Origin of the sequence: Nocardioides sp. NBC_00368 (genome assembly GCF_036090055.1) — a bacterium.
In the GTDB taxonomy this organism is placed as follows: Bacteria; Actinomycetota; Actinomycetes; order Propionibacteriales; family Nocardioidaceae; genus Nocardioides.
In genome coordinates this window covers 3,530,092-3,545,810 of sequence record NZ_CP107970.1, presented here as the reverse complement: position 1 = coordinate 3,545,810, position 15,719 = coordinate 3,530,092, and the positions used below count along the sequence as shown (strand labels likewise).

16 protein-coding genes are annotated in these 15,719 nt (G+C 68.7%); 10 read left to right on the top strand and 6 right to left on the bottom strand.

Going from position 1 to position 15,719, the window contains the following annotated elements; all coding sequences use genetic code 11:
* Position 1: 1 nt before the first annotated feature.
* The 4 genes from OG984_RS16870 to OG984_RS16855 all read right to left on the bottom strand — a co-directional run bounded on the left by OG984_RS16870 (position 2) and on the right by OG984_RS16855 (position 3,377).
* On the bottom strand, positions 2-907 hold the full coding sequence (locus OG984_RS16870) for an amino acid ABC transporter permease (protein ID WP_328527446.1): 906 nt from the start codon (positions 905-907) through the stop codon (positions 2-4).
* Positions 907-1,596 (bottom strand): amino acid ABC transporter permease, encoded by a 690-nt coding sequence (locus tag OG984_RS16865; protein WP_328527445.1) that lies wholly within the window; start codon positions 1,594-1,596, stop codon positions 907-909. The genes OG984_RS16870 and OG984_RS16865 overlap by 1 nt, the downstream gene beginning before the upstream one ends.
* 109 nt (positions 1,597-1,705) lie before the next feature.
* Positions 1,706-2,524: a glutamate ABC transporter substrate-binding protein gene (locus tag OG984_RS16860; protein ID WP_328527444.1), complete on the bottom strand. Its 819-nt coding sequence runs from the start codon at positions 2,522-2,524 to the stop codon at positions 1,706-1,708.
* A gap of 76 nt (positions 2,525-2,600) precedes the next feature.
* A complete protein-coding gene (locus OG984_RS16855; RefSeq protein WP_442940905.1) occupies positions 2,601-3,377 on the bottom strand; it encodes an amino acid ABC transporter ATP-binding protein in 777 nt (258 codons plus the stop codon).
* 158 nt (positions 3,378-3,535) lie between these two features.
* Here OG984_RS16855 and miaB point away from each other — a divergent pair, with 158 nt between their 5' ends.
* Together miaB and OG984_RS16845 are read left to right on the top strand one after the other, a co-directional pair.
* Positions 3,536-5,038 carry a tRNA (N6-isopentenyl adenosine(37)-C2)-methylthiotransferase MiaB gene (gene miaB / locus OG984_RS16850; protein WP_328527443.1) on the top strand — a complete coding sequence of 501 codons (1,503 nt, stop codon included), beginning with the start codon at positions 3,536-3,538 and terminating at the stop codon, positions 5,036-5,038.
* 106 nt (positions 5,039-5,144) lie between these two features.
* On the top strand, positions 5,145-6,077 hold the full coding sequence (locus OG984_RS16845; protein ID WP_328527442.1) for a zinc metalloprotease: 933 nt from the start codon (positions 5,145-5,147) through the stop codon (positions 6,075-6,077).
* A 90-nt stretch (positions 6,078-6,167) separates the two neighbouring features.
* On the opposite strand, the gene OG984_RS16840 is transcribed toward OG984_RS16845, so the two are convergent.
* Entirely contained in the window at positions 6,168-6,698 is a 531-nt protein-coding gene (locus tag OG984_RS16840; protein WP_328527441.1) for a hypothetical protein, read from the bottom strand.
* A 260-nt stretch (positions 6,699-6,958) separates the two neighbouring features.
* Positions 6,959-7,150, bottom strand: a complete 192-nt coding sequence (locus OG984_RS16835; RefSeq protein WP_040756889.1) for an antitoxin — start codon at positions 7,148-7,150, stop codon at positions 6,959-6,961.
* A gap of 120 nt (positions 7,151-7,270) precedes the next feature.
* Between OG984_RS16835 and miaA the strand changes: the two genes are divergently transcribed.
* The 8 genes from miaA (at position 7,271) to OG984_RS16795 (ending at position 15,709) form a co-directional block, all read left to right on the top strand.
* Positions 7,271-8,203, top strand: a complete 933-nt coding sequence (gene miaA, locus OG984_RS16830; protein WP_442940904.1) for a tRNA (adenosine(37)-N6)-dimethylallyltransferase — start codon at positions 7,271-7,273, stop codon at positions 8,201-8,203.
* A complete protein-coding gene (locus OG984_RS16825; RefSeq protein WP_328527439.1) occupies positions 8,200-9,141 on the top strand; it encodes a helix-turn-helix transcriptional regulator in 942 nt (313 codons plus the stop codon). The genes miaA and OG984_RS16825 overlap by 4 nt, the downstream gene beginning before the upstream one ends.
* Positions 9,138-9,767, top strand: a complete 630-nt coding sequence (locus tag OG984_RS16820) for a pyridoxamine 5'-phosphate oxidase family protein (protein ID WP_328527438.1) — start codon at positions 9,138-9,140, stop codon at positions 9,765-9,767. Before OG984_RS16825 ends, OG984_RS16820 begins: the two co-directional genes overlap by 4 nt.
* Positions 9,767-10,618, top strand: a complete 852-nt coding sequence (gene dapF / locus OG984_RS16815; RefSeq protein WP_328527437.1) for a diaminopimelate epimerase — start codon at positions 9,767-9,769, stop codon at positions 10,616-10,618. Before OG984_RS16820 ends, dapF begins: the two co-directional genes overlap by 1 nt.
* Before the next feature lie 170 nt (positions 10,619-10,788).
* Positions 10,789-11,565 carry an SDR family NAD(P)-dependent oxidoreductase gene (locus tag OG984_RS16810; protein WP_328527436.1) on the top strand — a complete coding sequence of 259 codons (777 nt, stop codon included), beginning with the start codon at positions 10,789-10,791 and terminating at the stop codon, positions 11,563-11,565.
* 119 nt (positions 11,566-11,684) lie between these two features.
* Positions 11,685-13,298 (top strand): VWA domain-containing protein, encoded by a 1,614-nt coding sequence (locus OG984_RS16805; RefSeq protein ID WP_328527435.1) that lies wholly within the window; start codon positions 11,685-11,687, stop codon positions 13,296-13,298.
* A 60-nt stretch (positions 13,299-13,358) separates the two neighbouring features.
* The gene (gene hflX, locus OG984_RS16800) at positions 13,359-14,843 is read left to right on the top strand and encodes a GTPase HflX (RefSeq protein WP_328527434.1); all 1,485 of its coding nucleotides are present in this window, start codon (positions 13,359-13,361) and stop codon (positions 14,841-14,843) included.
* Positions 14,844-14,956: 113 nt separating this feature from the next.
* Positions 14,957-15,709: an SGNH/GDSL hydrolase family protein gene (locus tag OG984_RS16795; RefSeq protein ID WP_328527433.1), complete on the top strand. Its 753-nt coding sequence runs from the start codon at positions 14,957-14,959 to the stop codon at positions 15,707-15,709.
* The last annotated feature ends 10 nt before the right edge of the window (positions 15,710-15,719 follow it).

Sequence of the window (15,719 nt, the reverse complement as noted above, 5' to 3'; positions counted from 1 at the left end):
CCTAGATCGCGGTGCCGTGGCCGCTGGCGTTGCCCTTCTGAACGAGCTCGGCCTCGGCGGCGACCGGGTCGACCGCGCCGGCGTGACCAACCGGTGCCGCGGTGCGTGCCACTCGCCGCGTACGGACTTCGACGTAGTTGGCGATCAGTCCGAGGATCGTGTTGAGGGCGATGTAGATCGCCGCGACGACGATCGCTGCCGGGATCAGGTTCTTGAAGTTGCCGTCCAGCTTGACGATCTGATTGAGCAGCTCGCTGTAGGCGAGGATGTAGCCGAGCGCGGTGTCCTTGAGGAGAACCACCAGCTGGGCGATGATCGCCGGCAGCATCGAGCGCACCGCCTGCGGCAGCAGGATCGTGCGCATCACCTGCCCATCCGAGAGCCCGATCGCGACGCCGGCCTCCGCCTGCCCCTTGGGCAGCGCGCCGACGCCGGCTCGGATGATCTCGGCGAGCACGGAACCGTTGTAGAGCATCAGACCCAGGACGACCGCCCAGAAGACATCGGTGTCGAACCCGAGCGGCGCCTGCATGAAGTAGATGAACATCATCAGCAGGAGCATCGGGATGGAGCGGAAGAACTCGATGACCACCGCCGAGGGGATGCTGACGAGCTTGCTCTGGGAGAGCCGTCCGACGGCGAACACGAACCCGAAGACGAGCGCGAGGACCGAGCCGACCGCGAAGGCGCGCAACGTGCCGATGATGCCGGGGATGAGGAAGTTCTCCCAGGCGGGTGCCTCGAGGAACGGTGTCCACTTCGCGGCTTCCCACTGGCCGGTCTCATCGAACTTCGACCAGACAAACCAGGCGAGGACCAGGAGCACCACCACCGTGACACCGGAGTAGACCCGGTTGAGCGCCTTGCCGCGCGGGCCGGGCGCGTCGTAGAGAACAGAGGCGGCCATTATCGGATCACCGCGAATCGCTTGGAGGCCCAGTTGGCGAGGAAGCCGATGGGCAGGGTGAGGATCATGAAGCCGATCGCGAAGATGATGAAGATCAGCAGGATCTGGTCGGCCTCGTTCTCCATCATGGTCTTCATCTGACCCGATGCCTCGTTGACGCCGGTCGCGGTGACGACACCGATGGTGACGGCGACGGTGGTGTTCTTGGTCATCGCGATCAGCACGCTGGCCAAGGGGTTGATCACCGAGCGCAGCGCCTGCGGTAGAACGACGTGACGGAGGTTCTGGGTGAAGGTGAGTCCGATCGCGCGGGCCGCCTCGGCCTGACCGAGGGGCACCGTGTTGATGCCGGCACGGAGCACCTCGCACACGAACGTCGAGGTGTAGATCCCCAGCGCCAGGACCGCGAGACGGAAGTTGTTCTCGTAGAGGTCGTCAGGTGCCGGGTTGAACCCCAGTTGATACGCGAGCCCGAAGAGCGCGAAGAACATCACCAGCGTCAGCGGCGTGTTGCGGAACGTGTAGACGATGGCCGCACCGACAAACCGCAGCACCGGCACCGGAGACACCCGGAACACGGCGAGCACGGTGCCGAGGATAAGCGCGAAGATGCCGCTGTAGACGGCAAGCCTCAGAGTCAGCCCGAACGCGGTCAGGATGGCTGACCCGTACTCGGAGAAGAGATCCATGGGTCCTTCCAGGATTGTTCAGATACAGCGTTTGCTTACGCCGAGTCGGCGCAATCCGGTCCTCGCTTCGCTGTGGTCCGTTTGCGCCGACTCGGCTTTCGCTGAACGCTCAGTAGCGGTCGACCGCCGGCGGCTCCGGCAGCTCGTAACCGGACTCGCCGAGGTTGTCGTTGAACGCCTTCTCCCAGGCGCCGTCCTCGAAGGACTGCTCGATCAGGTCGTTGATCTTGTCGCGGTCCTTGCTGCCCTTGGGCAGACCGACGCCGTAGTTCTCCTCGGAGAAGGGGGCGCCGACGATCTTGAACTTGCCCGGCTCCTGCTGGGCGTAGCCCGCCAGGATGATGTCGTCGGTGGTCATGGCGTCGAGCTGGCCGCCGGCGATGGCGGTGACGCACTTGCTGTAGGTGTCGAACTCCTGCAGCTGGACGCCCTTGGCGTACTCGTCCTTGACCTTCTGGGCCGAGGTCGAGCCGGTCACCGAGCAGAGCTTCTTGCCGTCGAGCGTGTCGGGGCCGGTGATGTCGGTGTTGTCGGCCGCGACCAGGAGGTCCTGACCGGCGATGTAGTAAGGACCGGCGAAGTCGACCTCGGCCTTGCGCTCGTCGGTGATCGAGTAGGTCGCCAGGATCATGTCGACGGTGCCGTCCTTGAGGAAAGTCTCGCGGTTGGCGGAGACGGCCTCGACGAACTCGATCTGGTCGCCCTCGTAGCCGAGACCCTCGGCGATGTAGGTCGCCATGTCGACGTCGAAGCCCGAGTAGGAGCCGTCGGCCTCCTTGAAGCCGAGACCCGGCTGGTCGAACTTGATGCCGATCTTGATCTTGTCGCCGCCGGCGTCGGAGCCGGTGTCGTCGCCGCCACCACAGGCAGCGAGCGAGCCGGCGAGCGCGAGGGCGCCCACGACCGCGGCGATCTTCTTGAACTTCATCGAATCCACCTTCTGGAATATGAGTGTTGGTGCATTGCAGGGTTCGCGAGCTCAGGGGCTCACCCGAGACGTACGTTCAGTGTTTGAGGATCTTGCCGAGGAAGTCCTTGGCGCGCTCGGACTGCGGGTTGTCGAAGAACTCGGCCGGGGTGTTCGACTCGACGATCTGGCCGTCGGCCATGAAGACGACGCGGTCGGCGGCGACCCGGGCGAAGCCCATCTCGTGGGTGACGACGATCATCGTCATGCCCTCCTTGGCGAGGCTGACCATGACGTCGAGCACCTCCTTGACCATCTCCGGGTCGAGGGCGGAGGTGGGCTCGTCGAAGAGCATCACCTGCGGCTTCATCGCCAGCGCGCGAGCGATCGCGACGCGCTGCTGCTGGCCGCCGGAGAGCTGGGCGGGGTACTTCGCCGCCTGCGCGCCGACGCCGACGCGGTCGAGCAGCTTCTTCGCCTCGGCCTCGGCGTCGGCCTTCTTCAGCTTGCGCACCTTCATCGGGCCCAGCGTGACGTTCTGCAGGATCGTCTTGTGGGCGAAGAGGTTGAAGCTCTGGAAGACCATCCCGACCTCGGCGCGCAGCTTGGCCAGGCCCTTGCCCTCCGCGGGCAGCTCCTTGCCGTCGAGCTTGATCGTCCCGGAGTCGATCGTCTCCAGCCGGTTGATCGTGCGGCAGAGGGTCGACTTCCCCGAACCCGAGGGCCCGATCACCACGACGACCTCGCCACGCTTGATCTCCAGGTTGATGTCCTGGAGCACGTGCAGGTCGCCGTAGTGCTTGTCGACATGGTCGAGCACCACCAGGGCGTCTCCCGAAGGTGCGCTGGTGGGATCTGTGTCAAGCACGGTCATGCCGCAGACCTAACCACATCCTGCATTGCACATCCATGACTTGGTCCCCGGTATCGGTTACAAGCGCATAACCAACAAGATTCAGTACGCCGGGCCGCCACCGCCATCCGCGCTGGATTCCTCCGCGCGGCCCCTGCGGTCGTACGCTTGAGGGCGCTATGACTACGTCGATCGCCTCTGGCTCCGCAACGGCCCGTACGTACGAAGTCCGCACCTACGGCTGCCAGATGAACGTCCACGACTCCGAGCGCCTCTCCGGGCTGCTCGAGGACGCGGGCTACCTCAAGGCGACCGAGGGCACGCAGGCCGACGTGGTCGTCTTCAACACCTGCGCGGTGCGGGAGAACGCCGACAACAAGCTCTACGGCAACCTCTCCCACCTGGCCCCGATCAAGGAGGCCAACCCCGACCTCCAGATCGCTGTCGGCGGCTGCCTCGCGCAGAAGGACCGGGCGACGATCACCGAGAAGGCGCCGTACGTCGACGTGGTGTTCGGGACGCACAACATCGGCTCGCTCCCGGTGCTGCTCGAGCGGGCCCGGGTGCAGGAGGAGGCCCAGGTCGAGATCCTGGAGTCCCTCGAGGTCTTCCCGTCCACGCTGCCCACCAAGCGCGAGTCGGCCTACGCCGCCTGGGTGTCGGTGAGCGTGGGCTGCAACAACACCTGCACCTTCTGCATCGTTCCGAGCCTGCGGGGCAAGGAGAAGGACCGGCGCCCGGGCGAGATCCTCGCCGAGATCGAGGCGCTGGTCGCCGAGGGCGTCACCGAGGTGACCCTGCTGGGCCAGAACGTCAACGCCTACGGCGTGGAGTTCGGCGACCGGCAGGCGTTCTCGAAGCTGCTGCGCGCCTGTGGCGAGATCGAGGGCCTGGAGCGCGTCCGGTTCACCAGCCCGCACCCCGCGGAGTTCACCGACGACGTCATCGAGGCGATGGCCGAGACGCCCAACGTGATGCCGTCGCTGCACATGCCGCTGCAGTCCGGCTCCGATCGGGTGCTGAAGGCGATGCGGCGCTCCTATCGGTCGACCAAGTTCCTCGGCATCATCGAGCGGGTCCGGGCGGCGATCCCGCACGCGGCGATCACCACCGACATCATCGTCGGTTTCCCGGGGGAGACCGAGGAGGACTTCCAGGCCACCCTCGACGTGGTCCGCGAGTCGCGGTTCGCGAGCGCCTTCACGTTCCAGTACTCCAAGCGTCCCGGCACCCCTGCTGCCGACCTCCCCGACCAGATCTCGCCCGAGGTGGTCAAGGACCGCTACGGCCGGCTCGTCGACCTCGTCAACGAGATCGCCTACGAGGAGAACAAGAAGAACGTCGGACGTACGCTCGAGCTGATGGTCGCCGAGGGCGAGGGCCGCAAGGACGCCGAGACCCACCGCCTCTCGGGCCGTGCTCCCGACAACCGGCTCGTTCACTTCAATGCGGCCGGTGCCGAGGGCGTACGTCCCGGCGACATGGTCAAGGTCGAGATCACCTACGCGGCGCCGCACCACCTGGTCGCCGACAACCCGGTGCTCGAGGTGCGTCGCACCCGTTCCGGCGACGCCTGGGAGGCGCGGCAGGGCCGGACCGAGCCCGAGACGCCTTCGGTGGGCCTGGGCATGCCGTCGGTCGGTGTGCCGGCTCCGCTGCCCGCTGCGCCCGCCTGCGGCTGATCGTGCGGCGTCACGTTACTCGAACAGCAAATTCTCCGTAACTCCGTTCCCCCGAGGGTATTTCTGTCCTAGCCTGAGGCAACTTGTCTCAGGAAGGGATACCCCCATGTCGATTCCCAAGCTGGCCGGCAGAGCAGCGGCGATGGGTGCGCTCGGAGTGCTGGTGGCATCAGGCCTGGCGGCCGCGGCGCCCGCGTCCGCGATGCAGGCGGCAGGAGAAGGTGGTGCCTGCTTCGACCCGCACGAGGTCGGCGCGACCCGTGTCGCCGAGGGCGCCAAGCAGGTCCGCGACACGAACCATCTGACCGCCAAGCAGGCCGACGCCAAGGAGAAGGCGCTCAGCGACGCGCTGGCGGCGAAGGGGAAGAAGGGTGGCAGCGCCACCCTCGGCCCGACGACCATCCCGACCTACATCCACGTCATCCAGGAGGACGCCACCACCGGCGCCGTCCCGCAGGCCAACATCGACGCGCAGATCGACGTGCTCAACGCGGCGTACGCCGGCACGCCGTTCTCCTTCGAGGTGGCCGGCCAGGAGACCACGATCAACCCGGCCTGGTACCCCATCATCTCCGGCTCGGCCGGGGAGCGGGAGATGAAGTCGACGCTGCGCCAGGGCGGTGACAACGCGCTCAACGTCTACATCGGCGAGATCGACGACGGCCTGCTCGGCTGGGCGACCTTCCCGACCAAGAACATCTCGTCGCAGGACGGCGTGGTCATCCTGGCCGGTTCGCTCCCGGGCGGTGACGCGGCGCCGTACGACGAGGGCGACACCGCCACCCACGAGGTCGGCCACTGGCTGCACCTCTACCACACCTTCCAGGGTGGCTGTCACGGCAAGGGCGACCAGGTCGCCGACACCCCGGCCGAGGCGGCGCCCGCGTTCGGCTGCCCGGAGGGGTCGGACACCTGCACGGCTCCGGGCCTCGACCCGATCCACAACTTCATGGACTACACCGAGGACGCGTGCATGGACGAGTTCACGCCGGGCCAGGTGCAGCGCATGATCGACGGGTGGGTGGCGTACCGCGCCTGATCGCTGCTCGACGATCTCCGTGCAGAAGCGCCGAGCGCCGGGTCCCTTGCGGGCCCGGCGCTCGATCCGTCTGCGATCAGCGGAGCTGACTCAGAACTGCGACTGCTCCTGCTCGCCGCCGAAGCCACCCTCGCCCGAGCCCTCGTCGGAGCCGTAGGCGGAGCCCTCGGACTGCTCCTGGCCGCCACCGAAGCCGCCCTCGCTGGACTGCTGCTCGCCGTAGGAGCCGCCCTCGTTCTGGCCACCCTCGGAGCCGTAGGAGGAGCCCTCGTCGGACTCCTGGCCGCCGTAGCCACCCTCGCTCGAGCTCTCGGACTGCTCGCCGCCACCGTAGGAGCTGCCCTCGTCGGACTGCTCACCGTAGGAGGAGCCGCCCTCGCTCTGGCCACCCTCGGAGCCGTAGCCCGAACCTTCGGACTGCTCGCCGCCGCTGAAGCCGCCCTCGCTGGAGGACTGCTCGCCGTAGGAGCCACCCTCGCTCTGGCCGCCCTCCTGGCCGCCGAAGCCGCCCTCGCTGGACTGCTCGCCGTAGGAGGAGCCCTCGTTGGGCTCCTGGCCGCCGAAGCCGCCCTCCTGGCCGTAGTTCTGCTGCTCGTCGCTGTTGCCGTAGTTCTCAGACATATTGGTCCACACTTCCGAGTAGTTGTGTTCGGACCGGCTTCGGAACATGCGTCGCACGTCCGCCCCCCGGCTGCCCCATTCGGTGAGGCACGCGAATGAGACGCTCTCGACCGTTCCATGTGACGGCACGAATGGCAACAGGTACGTAACAGTGTTTCGGAAAAACCCACGCAAAATGTCAACTGGGTGTAGCGCTCACGCAAAGCGAGGCGGGGAGCAACCCGGTGTGGGTTGCTCCCCGCCTCGATGCGTGGATGGGCTCAGTTGCCGTCCAGCTTCTCCGCCTCGTTCTTCGCGGTCTCGACGCCCTGGTCGATCTGGTCGCTGAACTTGCCACCGGTCTTCTCGTCGGCGAACTCGCCGGCCTTGTCCAGGCCCTCGCCGACCTTGTCGGCACCGACCTTGTCGACACCCTGTCCGATGAGGTCCTTTGCCTTGTCCAAGAAGCTCATGCTTCCCCCCTCGTGTTCGGTGGCTCCCCGTATGAGCCAACTAGCCGCCAGACTAACCACATGGAGTACGACAGCAACAGGGGGACACGCGAGCCGGATAGTTCACCTGAGCTACCCAGTTTGGGATCTTCTCCTCGGTCCAGCACCCCGATCGTGGCGGTCGTGGGAGCCACCGCGGCGGGCAAGACGTCACTCTCGCTGGACCTCGCCGAGACCCTCGGCGGCGAGATCATCAACACCGACGCGATGCAGGTCTACCGCGGCATGGACGTCGGAACCGCGAAGCTCCCGGTCGCCGGGCGGCGCGGGATCCCGCACCATCTGCTGGACCTGCTCGACATCGCCGAGCCGGCCTCCGTCGCCGACTTCCAACGGCTGGCGCGCGAGCGGATCGCGACGCTCCGCGAGGCCGGGAAGACGCCCGTGCTGGTCGGCGGCAGCGCTCTCTACACCCGAGCGATCCTGGATCGGTTCGAGTTCCCCGGGACCTCGACCGAGGTGCGGGAGCGCCTGGAGAAGGAGCTCGAAACCGCAGGTGAGAAGGCACTTCACGACCGACTGCGAGCCCTTGACCCGGTGGCGGCAGAGCGGATCGAGGTCGACAACGGCCGTCGCGTCGTACGCGCCCTGGAGGTCATCGAGCTGACCGGCGAGCCGTTCAGTGCGCGGCTGCCCGAGCAGGTCTACGAGGACCCGGCCTCCATCCAGATCGGCGTCGACATCTCCCGCGACGCCCTGGACGTACGCATCCGGCAACGCGTCGCGGAGATGTTCGAGGCCGGGTTCGTCGATGAGGTCGCCCGGCTCCTGGAGGCGGGACTCGGACGGTCGCGGACCGCGGCGAAGGCCATCGGCTACAACGAGGTCGCCGCGTACCTCTCCGGAGAGATGACCCTGGAGGAGGCCATGGAGCGGACCGCGATCAGGACCCGGCAGTTCGCCCGGCGTCAGGACGCCTGGTTCCGCAAGGATCCGCGGGTCGTGTGGGTCTCCTACGACGACCCGTCCCGTCTCGAGAAGGCCGTCGCGGCGGTGCGGGCGGTGGCGCTGTGAGCGAACACGTGCGGGACCGCCTGCGGGAGCTGCTGGACGCCGTGCTCGACGGCGCCGACGAGGGGGAGCCTCGCACGCTGGCTCAGATGGCGGGTGACGCCTACACCTCGCCCTACCACTTCAACCGGCTCCTCTCCCGCGGTGCGGGCGAGCCGCCGGTGGCGATGCGACGGCGGGTGATGCTGGAGCGGGCTGCCTGGCAGCTGCAGCACGGCGGCACCGTGACCGACGCGGCCTGGGCAGCCGGATACGAGTCGGTCGAAGGGTTCTCGCGGGCCTATGCGAAGGCGTTCGGGCACCCGCCGAGCACGGCCGCCGTCAGCCACTGGCTGCCCGCGCCGAACGGGATCCACTTCCACCCGCCCGAGTCGCTGTGGGTCGACTCCCAGGAACGGGTGCTCGCGCCGCTGACCGAGCAGCTGGTGATGCACGACGTCGACGACACCCGGGCGCTGCTCGATCTGGCCAAGGGCCTGCCCGAGGAGGTGCTCACCGGGGTGCGGCTGCCGGGCCACGAGGTGCTGCCGTGGGACGGGCCGGAGGAGTCTCTGCGCCAGGTCCTCGAGGCGACCGTGTGGGCCAAGGAGTGCTGGGTGGCCTCCATCGAGGGGCTCTCGATGCCTGTCCGGCGCCATTCCGACGACGTCGCCGCGCTGATCGAGCGCCACGAGTCCGTGGCCGCACGCTGGCTCGCGGTCGTCCGCGACATCGAGCGGCGCGGGGCCTGGGAGGACCGGCTCGTGGACGCCCTGTGCGAGCCGCCGGAGAGCTTTCAGATGGGGTCGGTGGTCGCCCACGTCCTGACGTACGCAGCCCACCGGCGTCTGCTGGCCCGGATGATGCTCCGGATGGCCGGCGTCGAGGTCGACCGGGGTGACCCGATCGACTGGCTGCGGGCTCGCCGCGGCGAGGTGCCGCCTCGTACGCTGGGGCAGTGACCCCTACCTGGACTGAGATCAGCACGCTCGAGGAGCTCGTCGGCGTGGTCGGCACGCCGCACGAGCGGGCGGCGACCAAGGGGCGTCCGGCGCTCCTCGACATCGACCGGGAGTGGCTCGCCGCGACGCCGTTCTGCGTGCTCGCGACCTCCGACGCCGACGGCAACTGCGACGCCTCGCCCAAGGGGGATCCGGCCGGGTCGCTGGTGCACGTCATCGACGACAAGACGATCGCGATCGCCGAGCGACCGGGCAACAAGCGGGTCGACGGCTACCGCAACGTGCTCTCCAACCCGCACGTCGGGCTCAACTTCCTGATCCCCGGCCGGGGTGACACGCTGCGGATCAACGGCCGTGCCCGGCTGGTCTCGCACGCGCCGTTCTTCGACGAGATGGCCGTGAAGGGCAAGCGGCCGATCCTCGCCCTGGTCGTCGAGATCGACGACATCTTCTTCCACTGCGCCAAGGCGTTCCTGCGCTCTGGCCTGTGGGACCCGGAGACCTGGAACCCCGACCACCTCCCCAAGCGCGCGGTCATCGCCAAGCAGGTCGAGAACGACCCGCGCACGCTGGCGGAGATGGAGGACTACTACCGCACCGACGTCTACTCGAAGTACCTCTACTGATGACCTACTCCTACCTCAAGGGCCACGGCACGGAGAACGACTTCGTGCTGCTGCCCGACCTCGACGGCTCGGTGCACGGCGCCCTCTCCGAGGACGAGATGGTCGCGCGGGTCCGGGCCCTGTGCGACCGTCGCGCCGGGATCGGTGCCGATGGGATCCTGCGGGTGATCCGCACCTCCGCCTACACCGGTGCGGACCGGCCGGCGAGCGACGCCGAGTGGTTCATGGACTACCGCAACGCCGACGGCACCCTGGCCGAGATGTGCGGCAACGGCACCCGCGTCTTCGCGGAATATCTGCGTTCTGCCGGGCTCGCCGGTGACGAGGTCACCTTCGCCACGCGCGCCGGCGACAAGACCCTGCGCGCGGAGGGGGACGTCTGGACGGCCGATCTGGGCTCGCCGAAGCTGCTCGGGTCGACCCAGGTCACCGTCGCCCACCACTTCTGGTCGGCGTGCAACGTCGACATGGGCAACCCGCACGCTGCCGCCGAGGTCGAGTCGATCGACCCCCACGGCCCGGTCGGCGACCTCTACGACTCCCCGATCTTCGACGAGACCGTCTATCCGCACGGGGTCAACGTGGAGTTCTTCGTACGCGTCGCCGAGCGTCACGTCGCCATGCGGGTCTACGAGCGCGGCGCCGGCGAGACCCGCTCCTGCGGCACCGGGGCGTGTGCGGTGATGGTCGCGGCCGCCGAGGCCGACGGCCTCGCGATCGCGCGCGATGCCGATGTGACGTACCGGGTGGATGTGCCGGGCGGAACGCTCCACGTCACCTGGACGACCGACGACCGCGTTCTGCTCACCGGACCGGCGATCCTGGTCGCTGAAGGCACCACCTCCCTCTGACCCTCCCCGCCGAGACTGCAGAAATGGCGGGCCGAGTCTGTAGTTGTGGGTGACGAACCTCTACTTTCGCCGCCCATATCTGCAGTTTCGGCCCGCCACAACTACAGTTTCGACGAGACGGTTAACGGGTATTCACCACCGTGAGGGTGGTCACGTCTATGGTGCTGCCCATGGAGTTGACTGACAGCACAGCGATCGTGACCGGAGCGGCCAGCGGAATCGGGGCGGCAACGGCCCGGGCGCTGGCGGCCAAGGGTGCGACGGTCATCGTCGCGGACATGCAGAAGGACAAGGGCGAGGCCCTGGCGGAGGAGATCAAGGGGCTGTTCGTGCCCGTTGACGTCACCGACACCGACCAGATCACCAACGCCGTGGAGAGGGCCGTGGAGATCGCGCCGCTGAAGGCGGTGGTCAACTCGGCCGGGATCGGGTGGGCGCAGCGCACCATCGGGCGTGACGGTCAGATCGGGTCGGCGCACGACCTGGACGCGTACAAGAAGGTCATCGCGATCAACCTGATCGGCACCTTCGACATGTGCCGCCAGGCGGCGACCTACATCAGCCGCAACGAGCCCGACGCCAACGGGCAGCGGGGCGCCATCGTCAACCTGGCCAGTGTGGCCGCCTTCGACGGCCAGATCGGGCAGGTGTCCTACTCCTCGTCCAAGGGCGGCGTCGTCGGGCTCACCCTTCCGCTCGCGCGCGACCTCGCCGCGGTCGGCATCCGGGTCAACACCGTCGCCCCGGGGCTGATCGACACCCCGATCTACGGCGAGGGCCCCGAGTCGGAGGCGTTCAAGGCCAAGCTCGGCGAGAGCGTGCTGTTCCCGCACCGCCTCGGCGTGCCCGAGGAGCTGGCGAGCATGGTCGTGGAGTGCCTGACCAACGACTACATGAACGGCGAGACCATCCGGGTCGACGGCGGCATCCGGATGCCACCGAAGTGACCGGACGCAACTGGTAACAGGACGCAGGTAGTACCCCGACGGCTGGCGCACCGCTAATGTGTGCGCCAGCCGCGGACCGTTCAGACCGCTCTGCGGATGTCGGAGCTAGGGGAGTTCGCATGTCCGATAAGGCGGACACCGGTACGTCGAAGGCGCTCGCGATCATCGAGCCCGAGGCGCCCGCCGGGCCGACCGAGCCCACGAGGGAACCGCGGTTCACCCGGGAGACGGTCGGTGTGATCGCCGGTGCCGCCGGCGTCTTGGCGCTGTGCCTGCTCGCGACCGCGCTGGTCGCCGAGGGCAAGGCGGGCTCGAGCAGCGAGCGGACCTGCCTGGGCCCGCAGATGACGGTCGCGGTGGCCCCCGAGGCGGCGACCGTGGTCGGCAACATCCTCGAGGACGCCGGCTGCGGCCAGATCGAGGTCGAGGCGACCAAGGCCGACCAGGTCCTCCAGCCGATGGCGCTCGGCGGCGAGCTGCCCGACGTGTGGATCCCCGACTCCTCCGTATGGCTCGACCGGATCACGCCGGCGACCGAGCCGGTGACGCTGCGGGCCTCGATGGCCTCCTCGCCGGTCGTGCTCGTCTCCGGCGACGGGCTCGCCCGCACCTCCTACGCCGAGGCGTTCGCCGAGGACGACCTGCTGATCGGCGACCCCCAGCGGATGATGAGCGCCCTCGGCACGGTGGTCGCCGGCCAGGCGAAGCCGGCGAGAGAGGCCAGGCTGGAGCCGTACGGCGAGCGGATCGCCTCCGGCGACGAGGCTGCCGCGCCGACAGATTCGGGCCGCCTGGCCGAGCTGCAGACCGTCATGAGCGGGGTGACCGCGACCAGCGAGCAGCAGTGGTCGACGTACGCGCCGATGCTGAAGGCCGCGGCGCCCAAGGAGGGCACGGTGGTCCTCGACTACCCGGTCCTGATCACCGCCGACTCCTCCCGCCGCAACGCGATCGCCGAGTCCATCACCAGCTTCGCCCGTGTGCTCGACAGCGGCGCGGCCGACACCGCGCTGACCCAGGCCGGGTTCCGCACCACCGGTGCCGGCAAGCCGTCGCCCACCGTCGGTGCCTACACCCGGGTGGACGCGGCGAGCGTGACCAACGCCGCTGCCGAGTGGGACGCCAAGCTGCGGCCGACCCGGACGATCGCAGTCGTCGACGTCTCCGGGTCGATGGCCTGGCAGACCGGTTCCGGGACGACCCGTCTCCAGCTCACCCAGGCGGCGGCGTCGGAGGCCGTCGAGCTCCTCCCGGGTGGCGCCGCGGTCGGGCTGTGGGCCTTCTCCGAGGCGGCCGAGGGCGATCCCGCCGACCACACCGTGCTCGTCCCGACCCGCCAGCTGGCCTCGAAGGACCAGCGCGCACAGCTGCGCGAGGAGATCGCCGGCCTCACCGCGCGCACCGGCGGCGGCACCGCACTGCACGACACCGCGCTCGCGGCCTACCAGGCGGCGGTCGCCTCCTACGACCCGCTCGCCTCCAACACCGTCCTGCTCTTCACCGACGGCACCAACGACGACCCCGGTTCGATGGACCTGGACGAGCTCGTACGTCAGCTGGAGGCTGCCTCCGACCCACGCCGGCCGGTCCGCGTCCTGGGCATCGGGATCACCGCCGACGCCGATCTGGGCGCGCTGCAGGCGATCGCCGATGCGACGGGTGGGGCTGCGTACGTCGCGGAGCGTCCGGAGGACGTCGGGACCGTGCTGCGGGAGGCGCTCGAGCAGCGCTGAGGGGCGCTCTTGGATAAGCATTGTCCCCCGGGTGGTGTGGCGCCGTACCCTTGTTGGTATATGACGAACAACGCACACGATTTCTCACTCGCTGACGAGCTCGAGGCCACCCAGGACTGGGACGCGCTCGACGACAGCTTCGAGAGTGGTTACGCCGACGAGGATCCCGAGGACAACGATCCGACCGTCGGCGCGATGGAGCTTGCCGAGCGGCACGCGCTCAAGCGCGTCGCCAGCCTGCGCACCGAGCTCGAAGACATCACCGAGGTCGAGTACCGGCAGCTGCGCCTGGAGCGAGTGGTGCTCGTGGGCGTGTGGGCCGGCGGCACCCAGACGGACGCCGAGAACTCCCTCGCCGAGCTCGCGCTGCTGGCCGAGACGGCCGGTTCCGAGGTCCTCGAGGCGATCTACCAGCGCCGCCAGGCGCCCGACCCCGCGACCTACATCGGCCGCGGCAAGGTCGAGGCGCTCAAGGAGATCGTCGCCACGACCGGCGCCGACACCGTGATCGCCGACGGCGAGCTGGCGCCTTCGCAGCTGCGAAACCTGGAGGACCGCACCGGGGTCAAGGTCGTCGACCGGACCGCCCTGATCCTCGACATCTTCGCCCAGCACGCCAAGTCCCGCGAGGGTCAGGCGCAGGTGGAGCTGGCTCAGCTCAACTACATGAAGCAGCGGCTTCGTGGTTGGGGTGGCAACCTGTCCCGCCAGGCCGGTGGCCGGGTCGCCGGTGGTGCCGGTATCGGTGGTCGTGGTCCCGGTGAGACCAAGATCGAGACCGACCGTCGCCGGATCAACACCAAGATCGCGAAGCTCAACCGCGAGCTGAAGGCGATGAAGGGCACCCGCGACACCAAGCGCGCCGACCGCAAGCGCCACCAGATCCCCGCGGTGGCGATCGCCGGCTACACCAACGCCGGCAAGTCGTCGCTGCTCAACCGGTTGACCGGTGCCGGGGTGCTCGTCGAGGACGCGCTCTTCGCGACCCTGGACCCGACCACCCGGCGTACGACCACCGAGGACGGGCGGGTCTACACGATGTCCGACACCGTCGGCTTCGTACGTCACCTGCCGCACCAGCTCGTCGAGGCCTTCCGCTCGACGCTGGAGGAGGTCGCCGACGCCGACCTGGTCGTGCACGTGGTCGACGGCTCCCACCCCGACCCCGAGGGCCAGCTGGCCGCGGTGCGCGAGGTGTTCGCCGAGATCGGTGCCGGCGACGTGCCGGAGCTGGTCGTGATCAACAAGGCCGACATCGCCGACCCGCTGGTGATCAGCCGGTTGCTCCGCGCCGAGCCGCACTCGGTCGCGGTCTCGGCCAAGACCGGCGAGGGCATCGATGCGGCGATCAAGGCGGTCGAGACCGACCTGCCGCGGCCGGGCGTGGAGTTCTCCGCGCTGGTTCCGTACGAGCGCGGCGACCTGGTCAACCGGATCCACCAGCACGGCGAGATCGACCACCTCGAGCACACGGCCGAAGGCACCGTCGTCAAGGGCCGCGCCAACGCGGACCTGGCCGGGGAGCTGGCGGCGTACCCTGCGTGATCTCGGGCGCTGATCCGGGGCGCTGATCCGGGCCCGGTTTCGGCGTTTCGACATGGGCGATGCCAGGCTCGTCCCTCACACTTGGGGACGGTCGGTCGACGGAGAGGGCACGGATGCGCACAGAGGTACGCCGCACGGCGCGCGCCACGTTCGTGAGCGCGCTGGCCGGTGCTGTCCTCGTGGCCACGCTGGCCGGCTGTGCCGGCGAGGGCGACGGCGCGCTTCCGGGCGACGAGGGGAGCCACGGCGCCGAGGTGACCCAGGACCTGTGCACCCGGCTGGCGGCCGAGTCGGTGACCCGCGCCTCGGTGGTGACCGGGGCCGGTGAGCGGGTCGTCGTGATCGGCGACTCCTGGGCCTCGGGGTTCGGGCTCGACGACCCCGGGCTGTCCTGGCCGCGCTATCTCGACGGTGAGGTCCGGGTCTCCGGGTTCGGCGGCACCGGCTACTCGCACGAGCTGATGGAGCGGTGTGGCCCGATCTCCTTCCCCGAGCGGGTTCCCGACGCCCTCGCGCAAGGAGCCGACCTGGTCGTGCTCGAGGGCGGCATCAACGACTCCAAGAGCGACATCGAGGACGTCGAGAAGGGCTTCCGGGCCACCCTCGACGAGCTCGAGGGCTATGAGGTCATCGTGCTCAGCGCGCCCAGGGTGAACTCCCGGGCCAAGGCGATCAGGGTCGTCAACAAGATGATGCGCCGGGTCTCGGCGGAGTACGGAGTGACGTACATCAACGTCTTCGACCTGCAGCTGCCGATGCTCGAGGACAACACCCACCTGACGGTCGCGGGCCACATGCAGTTCGGGGAGATCGTCGCCCGCCGGATCGCGGAGAGCCGATCGGAGACTGTCCCCGCCCACGGCTAAGGTTGCCCGA